The sequence below is a fragment of the Hymenobacter wooponensis genome (genome assembly GCF_004745865.1).
GTDB lineage: Bacteria > Bacteroidota > Bacteroidia > Cytophagales > Hymenobacteraceae > Hymenobacter > Hymenobacter wooponensis.
The window spans coordinates 1,079,555-1,095,212 of record NZ_SRKZ01000001.1; the positions used below are offsets into that span (position 1 = coordinate 1,079,555).

Here is a 15,658-nt window from a genome sequence, read left to right on the forward strand (position 1 = left end):
TACAGAGGCTTTTCATTAGCTGCCAGTAGCTAAGCAGCCTTTACAGCATAGCGGCGTCCTTCTTGCGCTTGATCTTGGTTTTGCCATCTTTTTCGGTCTTTACCTTCATCTTCTCCACATCGCTCATGTCGGCGGAGGCAGAGGCGGCGGGGCCTACTCCAGGGTTAGGGCCATTGTTGACGATGGTCATTTCGTCGACGAGGCTTTTGGCACCTCCCAGCTTCTCAATGCACCAGAGCACGTACCGGATGTCGGCGTTGATGCAGCGCTTGAGCTCGGGGTCGTAGGCCAGGTCGCCGGTCATGGCTTCCCAGTTACCATCGAAGGCAATGCCGATAAGCTCACCACGGCCATTGATAACGGGTGAGCCGGAATTGCCGCCCGTGATATCGTTGTCGGTAATGAAAGATACGGGCAGGTTGCCCTGCTTATCAGCGAAGCGGCCATAGTCTTTCATTTTCAGCAACTCCAGCTCTTTCTTGGGCACCACAAACTCGGGGTTGGTGGGGTCTTCCTTTTCCAAAATGCCCTGAGCCGTGGTTTTATAGTCGTAGGCCACTGCATCGCGGCCTTTGTAGGGGCGCACGGTGCCGTAGCTGAGACGAATGGTAGAGTTAGCGTCGGGTGAGTACACCTTCTGGCTGTTCTTCTCGCGCAAGGCGGCCACATAGAGACGGTTGGCACGGCCCAGGCCAGCCTGCAGGCCCTGCAGCTTGGGCAGAACGTTCTGCACATAGTTCGTGTACACCGACTGGTACGTTTTGTAGCCAGGATCAGCCTCCAGCTTTGCCAGCGTAGGGTTAGCCAGGAAGGCATTCACTTTAGCTTCTGAGGTCAGGAAGGAGTTGCTGAACACGTAGTCGGCATATTTCTGCATAGAGCCACCGTACTGCTTCTGCACCGTCTGGAACACGTCGGGTTGCTGGTCTTTGGGCACATCCTGCATGTAGAGGCCCATGAGAGCGGCAAACACCTTCTTGTCCGTGGAGGCGCTGTAGTCCTTGAAGTACTCGGCTACGGGCTCTTTCAGATCGGCTACAGCTTTGCTGATGGCTGCTTTGTCGGTGGGTGAGTTTTTCAGAGTAGTGTAGAGCGGCATCATGCGCGCAGCCAGCGTTACAATCTCCGTTCCGAAGGCGGCTTCCTGCACGTACTGCGAGCTAAGGTTGTACTGGCGCATCCCAGCGTAGGCCTGGTTGATGGTGTTTAGAGCCTCACCATACTGTTGAGCACGGTTCTGGTCCTGAGCAATCCACTGCATCAGAGAATTTTCCTCAGCTTGCTTGGCTTCTACCGTTTTCAGGCGCTTCATGCCTTCGTTCTGGCCGATGTAATACTTCCAGTAGTTGGCAATGCCGGCGTACTTCGAGGCATACTTCAGGCGCAGCGCCGCATCCTGGTCCATATCCTCTTTCCAAAGCTTCAGGCGAGTGTCACGCAGCTTGATGCGGGCAGGGTTGGTCTGGTCCAGGGTCATCTGCAGGCCGGCAGCGGGCAGGAAACGCTGGGTGCGGCCCGGGAAGCCGAACACCATGGCAAAGTCTCCTTCACTCACGCCTTGCAGGCTTACGGGCAGGTGCTTCTTGGGCACGTAGGGCACGTTATCGGCCTGGGGCTGGGCGGTGGGCTTGTTGTTTTTGTCGGCATACACCCGGAACATCGAGAAGTCGCCGGTGTGGCGAGGCCACATCCAGTTGTCGGTGTCACCGCCAAACTTACCTACCGCTTCCGGCGGTGCCCCTACCAGGCGCACATCGCCAAAGCGCTGATACACGAACAGGTAATACTCGTTACCACCAAACATGTCTCGCACGTAGGCCACGTACTGGCCGTTTTCTTTGGCGGCATCGGCTAGCTCGCGCTGGCGCTTCTGCACGGCGGCTATGCGCTCGGGCTCGGGCGTGCCGGGCGTAATGCCTTCCAGCACCTTGCCTGTCACTTCTTCCATGCGCACCAGAATATCCACGAACAAACCGGGGTTGGTTTTCTCTTCCTGCGGGGTGGTAGCGAAGAAGCCGTTCTGGAGGATGTTGTTCTGGGGCGTGCTGTGGGTTTGCAGCGCATCGTAGCCGCAGTGGTGGTTGGTCAGGAGCAGGCCTTGCTTACTCACAAACTCGCCGGTGCAGAAGCCCCCAAGCTGCACTACGGCATCTTTGAGCGAGGCATTGTTGACGTTGTAAATTTCTTCTGCCGTGAGCTTGAGGCCTTTCTTCTGCATGTCGGCCTCATTGAGGCGTTTCACGAAGAGGGGCAGCCACATACCTTCGTCGGCGTGGGCCGCAAGGGGTAGCAGCAGCGTCAGTAGCAGGACTTTCGCCCAGTGATTCTTGCGCATAAAATGGGGTGGTATAAGAGAAGGAAACTATCCGGCTAGGCCAGGCGGCGAATTTACAAAAAGCCCGGTTCCCGGCGAGTGGCCGCAGTTCTCTGCCTAACACGCGGGAGCTTACAGTAGTGAGTTCCGCCCGCTGCAATCATTCGGCGCGGGTTGCGGTTATTTGCGGGTATGTCGTACCTGTTTCGCCAGCTATTGCTAGGCCTGCTCTGGGTGTACCGCCACCTGATTTCGCCCCTCACGCCGGCCAGCTGCCGCTATATGCCCACCTGCTCAGCCTACGCGGTGCAGGCCATTCACAAATACGGCCCATGGCGCGGTGGGCAGCTGGCGCTGCGCCGCATTAGTCGCTGCCACCCGTGGGGAGGGAGTGGTTATGACCCCGTTCCTTAACAATCAGGTAGAGCTACTTATGTGAGTAGAATATTTCTAATTCACCATTTCCTCGCTCCTGCGTATAGAATTGCTGTGTATCGCGGCAGCCCTTGGTTTGCCGCGTTTTTCTGACATCTAACATTTTTTATGCGCATCCTATTCCTTGCTGCCCTCTTTGCCGGCTCCCTGTTGAGCAGTAGCTGTTCCGAAGCCCAGACCGGAGACAAACCCGAAAAGCAGGAGAAATCCGGCAAGAAGAAAGACAAGAAATCAAAAAAGGGAGCCGACATTGAGAACCTAAACCAGGTAGGCACCCTCGATCAGGTGCCCGAAAGCTCGGGGCTGGCACTTACTGGCCAGCCGGGCTCCTTCTACACGCACGGCGACGATGGCAACCGCCCCATCCTCTACAAGGTGGATACGAAAGGCAAGCTGCTGGAAGAAATTGAAGTGCAGACCGACAGCTTCGACTGGGAAAGCGTCACGCGCGACGACAAAGGCTACGTGTACATCGGTGACGTGGGCAACAATAACAACACCCGAAAAAACTTGGTCATTCATCGGCTCAAGCCAGAGGCACCTAACCAAGTAGCCGATATCCACCTCAAATACGCCGACCAAAAGGACTTCCCGCCCTCTAAAAGCGAACGAAATTTCGACTGTGAAGCCACTCTGTGGCACCAGGGCCAGATCTATATGTTCACCAAAGACCGGGCGCAATCCTCTACCAGCAAGGTGTATACCGTGCCCGATCAGCCAGGCTCCTACACTGCTAAGCTGCTCACCAAGCTAGCTATTCCGGGGCAGGTGACAGATGCTGCACTCAGCCCCAACGGGCGCCGGTTGGTGCTGCTAGGCCGCCAGGAAATGTTTGTGCTGGAGGGAAGCAACCTGGCTGATATTCTGAAGGCAACACCCCGGCAAATCTCGCTGTCCGGAGCGGGGCAAACGGAGGGCGCTGTTTTTACGGATGATAACACGCTCTATATCAGCAGCGAGCAAGGCTCTCTCTACGAATACACGTTCTAGAAGCCACTATTTTGTACTATCAGGGCCTAATCATGGCTGATTAGCAATGAGGTTTTAGCCTTGCTGCTTGTTAAGCTATGGATAGGCCCTGTTCTTTCCTTAAGTTTGGCTTCTGATTCCGTAACCCGGCGCGACCTTCCCCTAGCCCGCGTCATCATCCCCCAGCAAATGGCTGAACAATCCACTCTTACTGGCCTACGCGCCGGTGTGCTGCACGGCGACGAAGTGCAGCAGCTCTTCGAATACGCCAAGGCAAACAACTTTGCCCTGCCCGCCGTGAACGTAACCGGCACCGATACGGTGAACGGTGTGCTGGAAGCTGCCCGCGACCTAAACTCGCCGGTTATCATCCAGTTTTCTAATGGTGGCGCCCAGTTCTTCGCTGGTAAAGGCCTCCCGAACGACCAGCAGCAGGCAAGCATTGCCGGTGGTATCTCGGGTGCCCAGCACGTGCACCTGATGGCTGAGGCCTACGGTGTGCCCGTGATTCTGCACACCGACCACGCTGCCAAGAAACTACTGCCCTGGATTGATGGCTTGCTAGCCGCTGGCGAAAAGCACTTTGCTCAGTACGGTCAGCCCCTGTTCAGCTCGCACATGCTCGACCTATCGGAGGAGCCTATTGAGGAGAATATCGAAATCTGCAAGGAGTACCTGAAGCGGATGGACAAGATCGGGATGACGTTGGAAATCGAGCTGGGCGTAACCGGCGGCGAGGAAGACGGCGTGGATAATTCCGATGTGGATTCCAGCAAGCTCTATACCCAGCCTTCGGAAGTGGCCTACGCTTACGAAGAGCTGAGCAAAATCAGCCCCCGTTTCACTATTGCGGCCGCTTTCGGCAACGTACACGGCGTGTATAAGCCCGGCAACGTGAAGCTACAGCCTGTTATCCTGAAGAACTCGCAGGAGTACGTGAAGGAGAAGTTTAACCTGATCGATGAGCGCCCCATCAACTTCGTATTCCACGGCGGTTCGGGCTCTTCGCAGGAGGAAATCCGCGAAGCTATCAGCTACGGCGCCATCAAGATGAACATCGACACTGACTTGCAGTGGGCGTTCTGGGATGGTATCAAGAACTACTACCAGAAGAATGAAGGCTTCCTGCAGAGCCAGATTGGTAACCCCAACGGTGAAGACTCGCCCAACAAGAAGTACTACGACCCCCGCGTGTGGCTGCGCGAAGGTGAGAAGACCTTCGTAACCCGTCTGAAGTCGGCCTTCGAAGATCTCAACGCCGTAGGTAAGCGCCCCTAGTGGCCTAGCTTTCGGTACGCAAAACGGCCCCGCTCTCAGGTGAGAGCGGGGCCGTTTTATTTATGTAAGAACCACTAACCTAGCCTAGCGGGACGTAATTGCCTCCTTGGCTTCTTCCTGCCCTAAGTCACGCGGAGCGTAGCCGTAGGGATTGTTGGGGTTCTTGCCGGCGCGCCAGAACACGTAGAGGCCAATAAATACCAAGGGGACGCTCAGCCACTGCCCCATATTCAGGGTCATGCCCTTCTCAAAAGCTACTTGGTCTTCCTTCAGGAACTCTACCAAGAAGCGGAAGGAAAACAGCAGCACCACAAACAGCCCGAAGAGTTGGCCGCGCGGGGTGCGCTCCTTAGTGCGGTTCCACATGCCATAGAGAAGCACGAACAGGAATACACAGAATAGCGACTCGTAAATCTGGGTAGGGTGACGAGGTACGGCTACTTCCGAGCCCGGCGTTATGCTGGTGCTCATCGGTTGCGCATCTACTTTTATGCTGCCATCGGCCTGCCGCGTGCGTTGTACTTGGTAAGAACCTTCGGGCACGGGTTGGTCGGGGCTATAGGGCTGCAGGTGCTCTACATCGCGCGGAAATACGAAGGCCCAGGGCTTGTCGGTGGGGCGGCCTACAATCTCGGAGTTCATCAAATTGCCCATCCGAATGAGGGCACCGCCCACGGCTACTACCAGCACAATACGGTCGAGGGTCCAGAGCACATCAAACTTGTTGTTGCGGCTGAACAGCCACACTGCGAAGATGATACCGATGGTGGCTCCGTGGCTAGCTAGGCCACCGTGCCAGATCTTAAGGATTTCCCAGGGTTGGTCTTTGTAGGAAGCCCAGTCGTAGAAGAACACGTGGCCTAGCCGCGCGCCCAGCACCGTGCCAATCAGCACGTAAATGGTAATGACATCAACCCAACGCGGCGATGTACGTTCCGACTTGTAGATGTGCGACAGAATAAATGTGCCGACTACAAAGCCCGACATAAACAACAATCCATACCAACGCAACGTCAGTGGCCCGATGTTAACGATATCGGGGTCGGGGCTCCAGAGAATAGCGCTTAGAAAGCTCATAAGCAGAAAAGGAAGAATACAGGCCCGAAAGTACGGAAACGGTTTTAGCTGCGCCTATAGTGTTACGTCAAGGTAAGCGCGGAATCTGGCAGGTGGCCTAGCAGCCTCTCCAAACTCCGCGCGCAGCTTACCTATGCAAGGGCCTTTACAAGCCGTTCAATTCCTCAGTGTAGCCGCCGCTCAGGATGGGGAAGCGCAGCCAGGAGCGTGGGTCCACGTTGTAGTCGTCGAGGTGGAAAGCAGGAGCAAACCGCTCGCGTTTCCACTGGTTGCGGCTCCAGAGGCTATAGAAGCGCTTCACATAGGTTTTCAGCAGTTCAGGGTCAGTACCGGCCTCTTCTCCTTGCAGCACATTGAATACCTGACGCGGGCTGAGCCGGTCGTAAAAAGCCAGCCGCTCGATGCGGTTGAGTAGCGGGTACGGCATCAAGTCCCGCTCATCGGTCTGCTTGTCTTCGGGTGGGCGCAGCTCGGCGGTGGGCTGCAGCGCATTCACGTGGCGCAAAGCAGGGTAGTTCAGTGCCGTTTCGGCCCAGCGGAGCCAATCTTTTACAAACGCCTTGTCAACACCAGCAATAGGCGAGATGGAGCCGGCGGTGTCGCCATCCATTGTGCAATAGCCTACGCTGGCCTCTGAGCGGTTGGAGGTGGTCATCAGCAGCGCATTCTGGATGTTGGCCAGCATCCAGATAGCAGGGGCGCGTACCCGGGCCTGAATGTTTTGCAGGGTTAAGTCGTCGGTCTTCCAAGTTAGCTCACGGCCTAGCACGTGCTCAATCTTGCCCACGTAGCCCGTCACCTCATCGTCGATGGTCCAGTTATAGAACACGGCTCCAATAGAATCGGCCAGCTCTTTTGCCGAGTTAAAGGTGTCGTCGGAAGAGTTAACGGTGCCTTGATAGGCGCAGGTAAGTAGTCGGCCCGTGAGCTGCTGATTTACGCGAGATTGCTCCCAATCAGGCTCTGAGTGCGAGGCATCCTTAGGCCCCGGGGCATTTTGGTCGGGCACGGGCGCTACCGGGCCAGCCAGCGCCTCAATGTCTTCGGTGGTAAAGCACCCGGCCCGGCGCATAAACTCGGCGGTGCCTAGTTCGGCGGTGCCTAAGCGTACTAGCTCGGCTACGGCTACGGCGCACATTACGGAGTCGGCGCCGCCGCTCAGACTTAATACAAAGCCACGGCTCCGGGCTTTACGCAGGTAGTCAAACAGTGCCAGGCTGAGAGCCTGGTTGAGTTCCCGGTACTCGTCGGGAGTGGGCAATGGCTGAATTTCCTCGGCGCGCACCTGCTCCGTAGCGAAATCTACGTCCACGCATTCCATATCCACCTCCTTGAAGCTCATGAGTTGGTTGCGCAGCAGCAGGTGCCCGTTGCGAGCCACCAAAATCTCACCATCGTAAATAATACGACCGGCCTCGTTGCCTAGTAGGTTGGCGTAGAGGTACGTGCAATTGAAATTGCGGGACGCATTCAGCACCAGCTTGTACCGTAGGTCGGTCTTGCTCATGGCAAAGTGACTGGCCGATGGATTCACAATCATATCCACCCGGCCCTTGAGGCGACAAGCGGGCCGCACATCATCGGGCCGCCAAGCATCTTCGCAAATCTCAAAGCCAAACTTTACGCCCTGGTGCTCAAAGATCATGTCGCCCAGCGTCCACTCCTCCCCTTCCCACTGTACAGTAGTTGTCTCACCAGCGGGCCATGGGTGGAAGAAGCGAGGCTCGTAGTGCACACCATCGTTAGCCAGAAACTGCTTGGCAGCAAAGCCTAGAATCTGCCCATCGCGCAATACAGCCGCCGTATTGTACGTCCGGTGGTTAAGTCGTACGGGCAGGCCTACCACCACACAAATACCATCGGTCCAGGGGCGCACCTGCTGCAGGTGCTCCAGTGCCGACTGGGGCAGCCACTCACTCAGAAACAGGTCTTCGCAGCCGTAGCCCGTCAGGCAGAGCTCGGGCAGGCAAAGCAGTTGCACACCGGAGGCTTTGGCTTGCTCAATGGCTTCGCGGATGGTTCGCAGGTTATGGGTCCAGTCGAAAGGTATCTGGTTGATGGCGGCGCCGGCTATTCGCATGGGTCTGGAAATCGAAAAGGAAGATCGTTCTGCAAAACAACTCTATTTCCCCAGATCAGGTTGCCGCTAGGCCACTCCCAAAACGCAAAAAGCCCTGACCAACGCCAGAGCCTACGATTTATGACCAGCAAAGTGGCCTAGACGCCTAATACTTCTAGGGCGCGCTCGGCCGCTAGTTGCTCGGCTTGCTTTTTCGAGAGCCCCATTCCGGTTGCCACGGGGTTTTCGTCAACTACTACCGTAGCCGAGAACTCCATAACGCCACCTGGCCTAGGCTCACCGGTTAGGTCGTAGCGCATGTTGCGGCCGTTACGCTGAGCCCACTCAATCAGCTTGCTTTTAAAATTGGTGGTCGTCGTCGTCATCGACTTCACATCGATAAACGGCTTAATCAGGCGGCTCAGCACAAACTTGCGGGCTGTTTTGTAGCCATGATCGAGGTAAATAGCTCCCACCAACGCTTCCAGCGCATTGCCATTCACGGAGCGCGAACGGGCGGCGCGGCCTTGGGCGGGGTCAAGCTGCACGAGCTTATCGAGGCCAATTTTTAAAGCCAAGCCATTAAGACTTTCCCGATTTACGATGCGGCTGCGCATCTCCGTCAGGAAGCCTTCCTGCTCATAGGGAAACTTACGGAACAGGTACTCCGCTACCACCGTGCCCAGCACGGCGTCGCCGAGAAACTCCAGCCGCTCATTACTTTGGTGCCGCCCTACCTCCGGCTGCTGCCGAATAATGGAGGAGTGCGTAAACGCCAGATGATAGAGCCGGATATTGTCCGGCGTGCTGCCCGTAACGGTGGCAATAGCCTGCCGAAAGGCCCGGTCATGGCCCAACAGTCGGCGAAAAAAGCCGAACAACGGAAGGGGCTGACCGGGCCTTGGCATTAGTCGCGAACTTTACGGAAGATGACCGACGTGTTGTGGCCACCGAATCCAAAGGTATTGCTCATCGCCACGTTTACCTCGCGGGGCTGAGCCGTGTTGAACGTGAAGTTCAGCTTAGGATCCAGCTCCGGGTCATCGGTGAAGTGGTTGATGGTTGGTGGCACGAGGTCGTGTTGCATCGCCAGGATGCAAGCTACGGCCTCAATGGCGCCAGCACCACCCAGTAGGTGGCCCGTCATGCTCTTAGTGGAGCTGATGTTCAGCCTGTAGGCATCTTCACCAAACACTTTCTGGATAGCCTTCACCTCCGCCCCGTCGCCGAGGGGGGTGCTGGTACCGTGGGTGTTGATGTAGTCTACATCTGCGGGTGAAATACCGGCATCGCGCAGGGCGTTCTGCATCACCAGCACTACGCCATTGCCCTCGGGGTCGGGGGCGGTAATGTGGTAAGCATCCGCCGACATACCGCCGCCAATGAGCTCAGCGTAGATTTTCGCGCCGCGGGCTTTGGCATGCTCATACTCTTCGAGCACCAGCGCACCAGCACCTTCGCCGAGTACGAAACCATCTCGCTCCTTATCATAAGGGCGTGAGGCCAGCTCGGGAGCGTCGTTGCGCTCACTCATGGCCTTAAGGGCGTTGAAACCACCCACTCCCGACTCAGTGACAGCTGCTTCGGAACCGCCCGTTACCATTACATCAGCCATGTTCAGGCGGATGTAGTTGAAGGCGGAGATGATGGAATCAGAAGATGATGCACAAGCCGAAGTCGTCACGAAGTTCGGACCGCGGAATTTGTGCTTGATGGAAATATTGCCCGACGCGCTGTCGGCAATCATCTTCGGAATGAAGAAAGGATTGAAGCGAGGGGTACCGTCGCCATTGGCGAAGGCAATGCACTCAGCTTGCAGGGAAGTAAGGCCCCCGATACCGGAGCCCCAAATGACACCCACACGGTCTTTGTCCACTCCCTCCAGGTTGGCATCCTGAATGGCCTCATCGGCGGCAATCAGGCCAAACTGAGTGAAGATGTCCATTTTCCGACCTTCCTTGCGCTCGAAGTAATCATCCGGATTATAATCCTTCACTTCACACGCAAAGCGAGTCTTGAACTTGGTGGCATCGAAACGGGTGATGGGCGCGGCGCCACTAACGCCGGCCTTCAGGCCCTCCCAATAGGCGGGGGCGGTTTTGCCGAGCGGGGTAATAGCACCCAGGCCGGTCACGACAACTCTCCGAAGAGACATAGGCTGGCTCAGAGAAGCGAAAGAAAGGAATGGTAAGAAAGCAAAACGGCCGGCGGCGAGCCGGCCGGTAAGCACTCAAAGGGTAAAGAGCTTGCCTTGGACTACTTGGCGTGCTCTTCGAGGTAGCTGATGGCTTGGCCCACGGTACCGATGTTCTCGGCCTGGTCGTCAGGGATAGACACGTTGAATTCTTTTTCGAACTCCATAATCAGTTCAACAGTATCCAGCGAATCAGCACCCAGGTCGTTGGTGAAGCTAGCTTCGGGGGTTACTTCAGAAGCTTCTACGCCGAGTTTATCGATGATGATGGCTTTTACTTTTTCTGCAATTTCAGACATTTCCGTGGGGGTTTAAGGAAAACTCGGCACAAATAACACCATCTTCCCTAACATTGTCAAACTTCGCCCCCCTAATCTTCCGGGTACAAGATTATGACCGTGGAGGTTCCATAGGGCCGCTCGCCTGCTTAAATTTGCCTCCTCTGCCCCCCTTTACGCCCTATGAAAACCTTAACGCTAGACGTAGAATATGACTGCGACTTCGACCTATTCGGGCTCGTTTCGTCTTCGCGGGAGCACACGCTGGCCTGGACGCTAAACCGCTTGTTGCACTTGCGTTTGGTGAAACAGCAGGACCTAATTTACGACCTGCTCACCCGTGGACGCCTCGTTATCAGCAACTACCTGCATGCTACTGAGCATTACACGCTGCGCCTGTTGCGCAACCGTTCCGTAGACCCGTCGCCCCTGAAAAAACCTTTTTTGGCTCCCGACATAAAAGAGTACGATTACTTGCTGCAGGTAAGCAATGGCACGGGCGTACTAGCTGCAGAGGCTTTGCTCTCGTGTTTAACCGCTTTGCCGGAGGTGCAACTGGTTAGTCAGTTGGACCCAAATGACCTAAAATTCAAAGAAAATCTGCTCTTTTGAGCTTCCATTGCGTCCATTTCCTACCTAGCGTACGCGCAGCGAAGGACCTTCTCACGTCTGCCACACCTGCAACAGAGCCTCTGTTTCTGCGTCCTGTGCTCACGTAAGAAGGTCCTTTGCTGCGCGGCTGCCAGCTTTGGAACCGACATATCAATCTCTTCAACCAGCCCATACCTCACTGCATGGAACCTCGTCCGCATTTTAATAGAACCAAAATTGTGGCCACCGTTGGCCCGGCTTCTAATACCTACGAAAAGCTGGGCATGCTCATCCGCGAAGGCGTAGACGTCTTCCGTTTGAACTTCTCTCACGGCAGCCACGAAGACCATCTGTCGGTGATTAACACGGTGCGCCGCCTCAATAAGGATATGCGCACCCACGTAGGCCTGCTTCAGGACTTGCAGGGCCCAAAAATTCGGCTGGGTGAAGTAGAAGGCGGTGCCGTTGAAATCAAGGCAGGCGACCGGATTAAATTGGTGTGTGGTGAGAAGGAAATTACTACAGCCACGCGCTTAAGCACGATTTACTTAGGCCTAGCCCGCGACGTAAAGGCCGGCGACATGATCCTGATCGACGACGGTAAGATTGAGCTGCGCGTGCTGGCTACCGACCGTGATAAAGAAGTAGACGTAGAGGTTATCTACGGTGGCACTGTAAAGCCCCGCAAAGGCATTAACCTGCCCGACTCCGAAGTATCCGCTCCATCGATGACCGAGAAGGATATTGAGGACTTGAAGTTTGGTCTGGAGAACGATGTTGACTGGATTGCCCTCTCATTCGCCCGTCGTGCCGAAGATATTCGCTTCATCAAAGGCCTGATTGCGGAGAGTGGCAAGACCGCCAAAGTAATTGCCAAGATCGAAACGCCAGAAGGTCTCAAGAACCTCGACGAAATCATTGCACTGACCGATGCCGTAATGGTGGCCCGTGGCGACCTGGGTGTAGAGGTGAAGATGGAGGAGGTGCCAATGGCCCAGAAGATGATTGTGGAGAAGTGCAATAAGGCTGGCAAGCCCGTTATCGTAGCTACTCAGATGATGGAGAGCATGATTACGGCCCCCCGCCCTACCCGCGCCGAGACCAGTGATGTAGCCAATGCTGTAATCGACGGTGCTGATGCTGTAATGCTTTCTGCTGAGACGGCCGTGGGTGCTTACCCAGCGGAGGTTATCCGCTCAATGGTGGCCACTATTATGAGTGTAGAGACTCGTATGCCGAGCCTCTACAACCACTGGTTCCCCATCGACCCTACCTCACAAACCTTCATGGTGGATAGCGTGCTGTCGGCGGCTTGCCACTTGGCCAAGAACACCGGCGCCAAAGCCATTACCGGTATGACGCACCGTGGCTACACGGCCTTCCAGATTGCCAAGTACCGGCCCAAGGCGAACATCTTTATCTTCACCGATAACCGTTCACTGCTGACTACGCTGAGCCTAATCTGGGGTGTGCGTGGTTTCTACTACGACCGCATGATCAGCACCGACGGTACCGTTTCAGACATCAAGTATGCTCTGACTGCTTCCGGGCATTTGCAGAAAGGTGATGTGTTTATCAACACCGCCTCTATGCCGATCAACGAGAAGGGCAAAACCAACATGGTAAAAGTAAGCGTGGCCTAGCGCTTCCGCTGCTTAAAAAAAGCCCGGCTGATATTTCGGCCGGGCTTTTTTGTGTGGTTGTGTGTAGGCTTAGTAGGCAGTAACTCTTTTGAGTAAAGTGTTGCAGCCTCAAATACTCTGTTTTGTGCCTAGCAACTGGCCTAGCATTCGCATGCTACGCACGTATGATGCATTATCTAGCTCTGCACGTTGCTGAGATCCACTTCAGAAAGTGCTAGGCTTCTATACACGAAAAGGCACCGCGCTGCAGCACGGTGCCTTTTCTATAAAAGAGCAGAAACGCCAGTTTTGCCGTTTAGGCAGCCAGCGTCTTCACGAACTTGGCCAGCTTCGACTTGTTGTTAGCGGCTTTGTTCTTGTGAATGATGTTCTTCTTGGCCAAGCGGTCCAGCATCGACGATACTTTCTGGAGCAGCTCTTGAGCAGCCGAAGCATCGGTGGTAGCACGCAGCTTCTTGATAGCGGTGCGAGTGGATTTAGCCTGGTAACGGTTCAGCACGCGCTTCGCTTCATTGGAGCGGATACGCTTCAGGGCCGACTTATGATTTGCCATGGGTTAAGAAAAATGGTCTTCTGCTCGAAATCAATTCAATTGGGTTGGCAAAGGTAAGGGTTTGGTTTGAAATAGCAAACCCTCAATGTAGATGAGTGGAGCAATAGTAGCTCTAACATGGTGGTTTAGTGGAAATACAACCGTAGTTACCCTTATAGGCCAGTTGTGCCTCAAATGAAATCCCTGCTTGTGTTGGTACAGGCAGGGATTTCATTTAAGGCATAACTAGCCTAGCAACTTGTTTGGAAAGGCTAATCAACCTTTTTCTCTAAATCACTAGCCATTTTCTCGTGTGAGCGTAGCATCGGAAGGGTTTGAGTAGCAAAGGACTTCACGGTTGGGGTGTCTGCCGCTTTGTCCTTTACCTCAAACATGGCTACATCCATCTTATGGGCAGTTTCCATGGCATCCATGTAGGCCTCGTCAAATTCTTTACCTGATTTGGCCAGTACCTTATCGGCCATAGCTTGGTGAATGGGCATTAGGGTTTGCGGCATGGTAACGCCTAGAGGCGTAGCAACACTTTTAAGCTGTTGCGTAGCCTTGGTGTGGTGGTCCACCATCATCTGTGCGAACCGCTTTACTTCAGCGTTTGAAGCGCGTTGAGCCGCTGCCTGGCCTAGCTGAATTTCCAGCAAGTTGCTGCTGGCGGCTGTCATCAGAAACACTGGATCCTGCATGGTGGCAAATGTGCCCATAAAGGCAGTCATGTCGGTGGCAGATGTTCCGCCTACAGGAGTTGTGCCTGGGTAGGAGCTGCTAGAGCGCATGTCGGTACCAGTATTATTGGTACCTAAGGTTGCCCCAGTGTCAGCTGAACCACTGGTAGCGTCCGTATTCATACCAGAGCCAGCTGAACTGCCCGATGTCGTACCAGAGCCGGCACCAGTATTTGAGGTAGAACAAGCAGTGCTAAATAGTAGAGCACTGGCTACAAGAAACTGTGGAAATACGTTTGTTGTCTTCATAGTGTAGAGAGTTAGGACTTAGGTAAGGGTATACGCGTTTTATTAGAAATAGTAAATATTTTTATTGCTTATCAAGCACTAAGCTCATCTTTTAACCTATTACTGCTGAGATTATAGCATCGAAAAACCCTTACACTATTTGCAACAGCAAACGCAACAATATTATATTACATAATCCCATAAATCACTGTATAACAAGAACAATTGCCAGATCTTATTTGTATGCATGCATACTTATTACTCAGGCTTTATTTTATCTGACTGACGCTTCACTTTTGCTTGCTGACTTATGCCTCTCGTTGCTAACTCTTCGTACCAACCTCCGTTCTACCTGTTCAATGGTCATCTGCAGACCATCGTACCGAGCTTGTGGCGGACAGTGCCGGACGTACGCTACCAGCGCGAACGAATAGAAACTAACGACGGTGACTTTCTGGACCTCGACTGGTCGCGGCAGCCGGCTGATCAAGCTTCTGATGGGCTCGCCATCGTCTCGCACGGTCTGGAAGGCGATGCCTCCCGGCCCTATGTGCGTGGCATGGTGCGGGCTCTAAACCAAGCTGGCCTAGATGCCCTAGCGTGGAATTATCGTAGCTGCAGCGGTGAGATGAACCGTTTGCTGCGCTCTTACCACCTCGGCGATACCGATGATCTGGACTTCGTAGTCCGTTATGCTTTAAGCACCGGCCGCTACCGCCGGGTGTATCTCACAGGTTTCTCGGCGGGCGGCAACGTTACACTGAAATACTTAGGCGAAAAACCAGAACGAGTACCTCAAGAGGTAAAGCGAGCTGCTGTATTCTCTGTACCCACTGACTTGAAGGCTAGTTCCTACCAGATAGCTCGTCCGGAAAACCGGATTTATCAGCGCCGGTTCCTAAAGAGCCTGCGCGCCAAAATGCGGCAGAAGGCGGAACTGCTGCCCGGTCAGGTAGATCTGCACAACCTAGATCAGCTACAGGACTTCCCTCAATTTGATGAGCGTTTCACGGCTCCTATGCATGGGTTTAAATCGGCCGATGACTACTATGAGCATTCTAGCTCCGGGCGCTACCTCAGCAACATTCAGGTGCCCACGTTGCTTGTGAATGCGCAGAACGACCCGTTCCTCTCCCCTACTTGTTTTCCGAGGGACGTAGCTGCTAAGAGCCCATATGTGTTTCTGGAAACGCCTTCGGACGGCGGCCATGTGGGCTTTGCTGAGGGCACACCCGATGGTGCTTATTACTCTGAACGACGAGCTGTGCAGTTTTTGACCGCTGAAGTACCAGCCTAGGCCAGTGGGCAGTAATGACAACC

14 protein-coding genes are annotated in these 15,658 nt (G+C 54.7%); 6 read left to right on the forward strand and 8 right to left on the reverse strand.

The window, feature by feature from the left end; all coding sequences use genetic code 11:
- Positions 1–40: 40 nt before the first annotated feature.
- On the reverse strand, positions 41–2,335 hold the full coding sequence (locus EU557_RS04490; RefSeq protein WP_135529200.1) for a S46 family peptidase: 2,295 nt from the start codon (positions 2,333–2,335) through the stop codon (positions 41–43).
- Positions 2,336–2,506: 171 nt separating this feature from the next.
- Between EU557_RS04490 and yidD the strand changes: the two genes are divergently transcribed.
- The 3 genes from yidD to fbaA all read left to right on the forward strand — a co-directional run bounded on the left by yidD (position 2,507) and on the right by fbaA (position 4,996).
- Complete coding sequence (gene yidD / locus EU557_RS04495) at positions 2,507–2,728, forward strand: membrane protein insertion efficiency factor YidD (protein ID WP_135529201.1); 222 nt, start codon at positions 2,507–2,509, stop codon at positions 2,726–2,728.
- Positions 2,729–2,857: 129 nt separating this feature from the next.
- Positions 2,858–3,739, forward strand: a complete 882-nt coding sequence (locus tag EU557_RS04500) for an SdiA-regulated domain-containing protein (RefSeq protein WP_135529202.1) — start codon at positions 2,858–2,860, stop codon at positions 3,737–3,739.
- Positions 3,740–3,907: 168 nt separating this feature from the next.
- Positions 3,908–4,996 carry a class II fructose-bisphosphate aldolase gene (gene fbaA / locus EU557_RS04505; RefSeq protein ID WP_135529550.1) on the forward strand — a complete coding sequence of 363 codons (1,089 nt, stop codon included), beginning with the start codon at positions 3,908–3,910 and terminating at the stop codon, positions 4,994–4,996.
- Between the two features lie 84 nt (positions 4,997–5,080).
- On the opposite strand, the gene lgt is transcribed toward fbaA, so the two are convergent.
- From lgt to EU557_RS04530, 5 genes are all read right to left on the reverse strand, one after another.
- Positions 5,081–6,073 (reverse strand): prolipoprotein diacylglyceryl transferase, encoded by a 993-nt coding sequence (gene lgt, locus EU557_RS04510; protein ID WP_135529203.1) that lies wholly within the window; start codon positions 6,071–6,073, stop codon positions 5,081–5,083.
- A gap of 145 nt (positions 6,074–6,218) precedes the next feature.
- The gene (gene nadE, locus EU557_RS04515; protein ID WP_135529204.1) at positions 6,219–8,153 is read right to left on the reverse strand and encodes an NAD(+) synthase; all 1,935 of its coding nucleotides are present in this window, start codon (positions 8,151–8,153) and stop codon (positions 6,219–6,221) included.
- Between the two features lie 137 nt (positions 8,154–8,290).
- A complete protein-coding gene (gene rnc, locus EU557_RS04520; RefSeq protein WP_245326162.1) occupies positions 8,291–9,013 on the reverse strand; it encodes a ribonuclease III in 723 nt (240 codons plus the stop codon).
- Between the two features lie 26 nt (positions 9,014–9,039).
- Positions 9,040–10,287, reverse strand: a complete 1,248-nt coding sequence (fabF, locus tag EU557_RS04525; RefSeq protein ID WP_135529206.1) for a beta-ketoacyl-ACP synthase II — start codon at positions 10,285–10,287, stop codon at positions 9,040–9,042.
- A 101-nt stretch (positions 10,288–10,388) separates the two neighbouring features.
- Complete coding sequence (locus tag EU557_RS04530) at positions 10,389–10,625, reverse strand: acyl carrier protein (RefSeq protein WP_019948606.1); 237 nt, start codon at positions 10,623–10,625, stop codon at positions 10,389–10,391.
- A 162-nt stretch (positions 10,626–10,787) separates the two neighbouring features.
- Here EU557_RS04530 and EU557_RS04535 point away from each other — a divergent pair, with 162 nt between their 5' ends.
- Positions 10,788–11,216, forward strand: coding sequence for an IPExxxVDY family protein (locus EU557_RS04535; protein ID WP_135529207.1), 429 nt, complete (start codon positions 10,788–10,790; stop codon positions 11,214–11,216).
- A gap of 182 nt (positions 11,217–11,398) precedes the next feature.
- Positions 11,399–12,838: a pyruvate kinase gene (gene pyk / locus EU557_RS04540; RefSeq protein WP_135529208.1), complete on the forward strand. Its 1,440-nt coding sequence runs from the start codon at positions 11,399–11,401 to the stop codon at positions 12,836–12,838.
- A gap of 295 nt (positions 12,839–13,133) precedes the next feature.
- On the opposite strand, the gene rpsT is transcribed toward pyk, so the two are convergent.
- Positions 13,134–13,391: a 30S ribosomal protein S20 gene (gene rpsT, locus EU557_RS04545; RefSeq protein WP_135529209.1), complete on the reverse strand. Its 258-nt coding sequence runs from the start codon at positions 13,389–13,391 to the stop codon at positions 13,134–13,136.
- Between the two features lie 251 nt (positions 13,392–13,642).
- Positions 13,643–14,233 (reverse strand): DUF4142 domain-containing protein, encoded by a 591-nt coding sequence (locus tag EU557_RS04550; protein ID WP_167855085.1) that lies wholly within the window; start codon positions 14,231–14,233, stop codon positions 13,643–13,645.
- Positions 14,234–14,648: 415 nt separating this feature from the next.
- On the opposite strand from EU557_RS04550, the gene EU557_RS04555 reads away from it, so the two are divergent.
- A complete protein-coding gene (locus EU557_RS04555; protein WP_135529211.1) occupies positions 14,649–15,635 on the forward strand; it encodes a YheT family hydrolase in 987 nt (328 codons plus the stop codon).
- Positions 15,636–15,658 lie beyond the last annotated feature (23 nt).

Bases quoted from the DNA above. Each gene is read 5' to 3' on its own strand.
- lgt (WP_135529203.1), bottom strand. From the start codon at position 6,073: ATGAGCTTTCTAAGCGCTATTCTCTGGAGCCCCGACCCCGATATCGTT.
- EU557_RS04500 (WP_135529202.1), top strand. From the start codon at position 2,858: ATGCGCATCCTATTCCTTGCTGCCCTCTTTGCCGGCTCCCTGTTGAGC.
- EU557_RS04490 (WP_135529200.1), bottom strand. From the start codon at position 2,335: ATGCGCAAGAATCACTGGGCGAAAGTCCTGCTACTGACGCTGCTGCTA.
- fbaA (WP_135529550.1), top strand. From the start codon at position 3,908: ATGGCTGAACAATCCACTCTTACTGGCCTACGCGCCGGTGTGCTGCAC.
- EU557_RS04530 (WP_019948606.1), bottom strand. From the start codon at position 10,625: ATGTCTGAAATTGCAGAAAAAGTAAAAGCCATCATCATCGATAAACTC.
- EU557_RS04535 (WP_135529207.1), top strand. From the start codon at position 10,788: ATGAAAACCTTAACGCTAGACGTAGAATATGACTGCGACTTCGACCTA.
- rpsT (WP_135529209.1), bottom strand. From the start codon at position 13,391: ATGGCAAATCATAAGTCGGCCCTGAAGCGTATCCGCTCCAATGAAGCG.
- fabF (WP_135529206.1), bottom strand. From the start codon at position 10,287: ATGTCTCTTCGGAGAGTTGTCGTGACCGGCCTGGGTGCTATTACCCCG.
- EU557_RS04550 (WP_167855085.1), bottom strand. From the start codon at position 14,233: ATGAATACGGACGCTACCAGTGGTTCAGCTGACACTGGGGCAACCTTA.
- EU557_RS04555 (WP_135529211.1), top strand. From the start codon at position 14,649: ATGCCTCTCGTTGCTAACTCTTCGTACCAACCTCCGTTCTACCTGTTC.
- yidD (WP_135529201.1), top strand. From the start codon at position 2,507: ATGTCGTACCTGTTTCGCCAGCTATTGCTAGGCCTGCTCTGGGTGTAC.
- nadE (WP_135529204.1), bottom strand. From the start codon at position 8,153: ATGCGAATAGCCGGCGCCGCCATCAACCAGATACCTTTCGACTGGACC.
- pyk (WP_135529208.1), top strand. From the start codon at position 11,399: ATGGAACCTCGTCCGCATTTTAATAGAACCAAAATTGTGGCCACCGTT.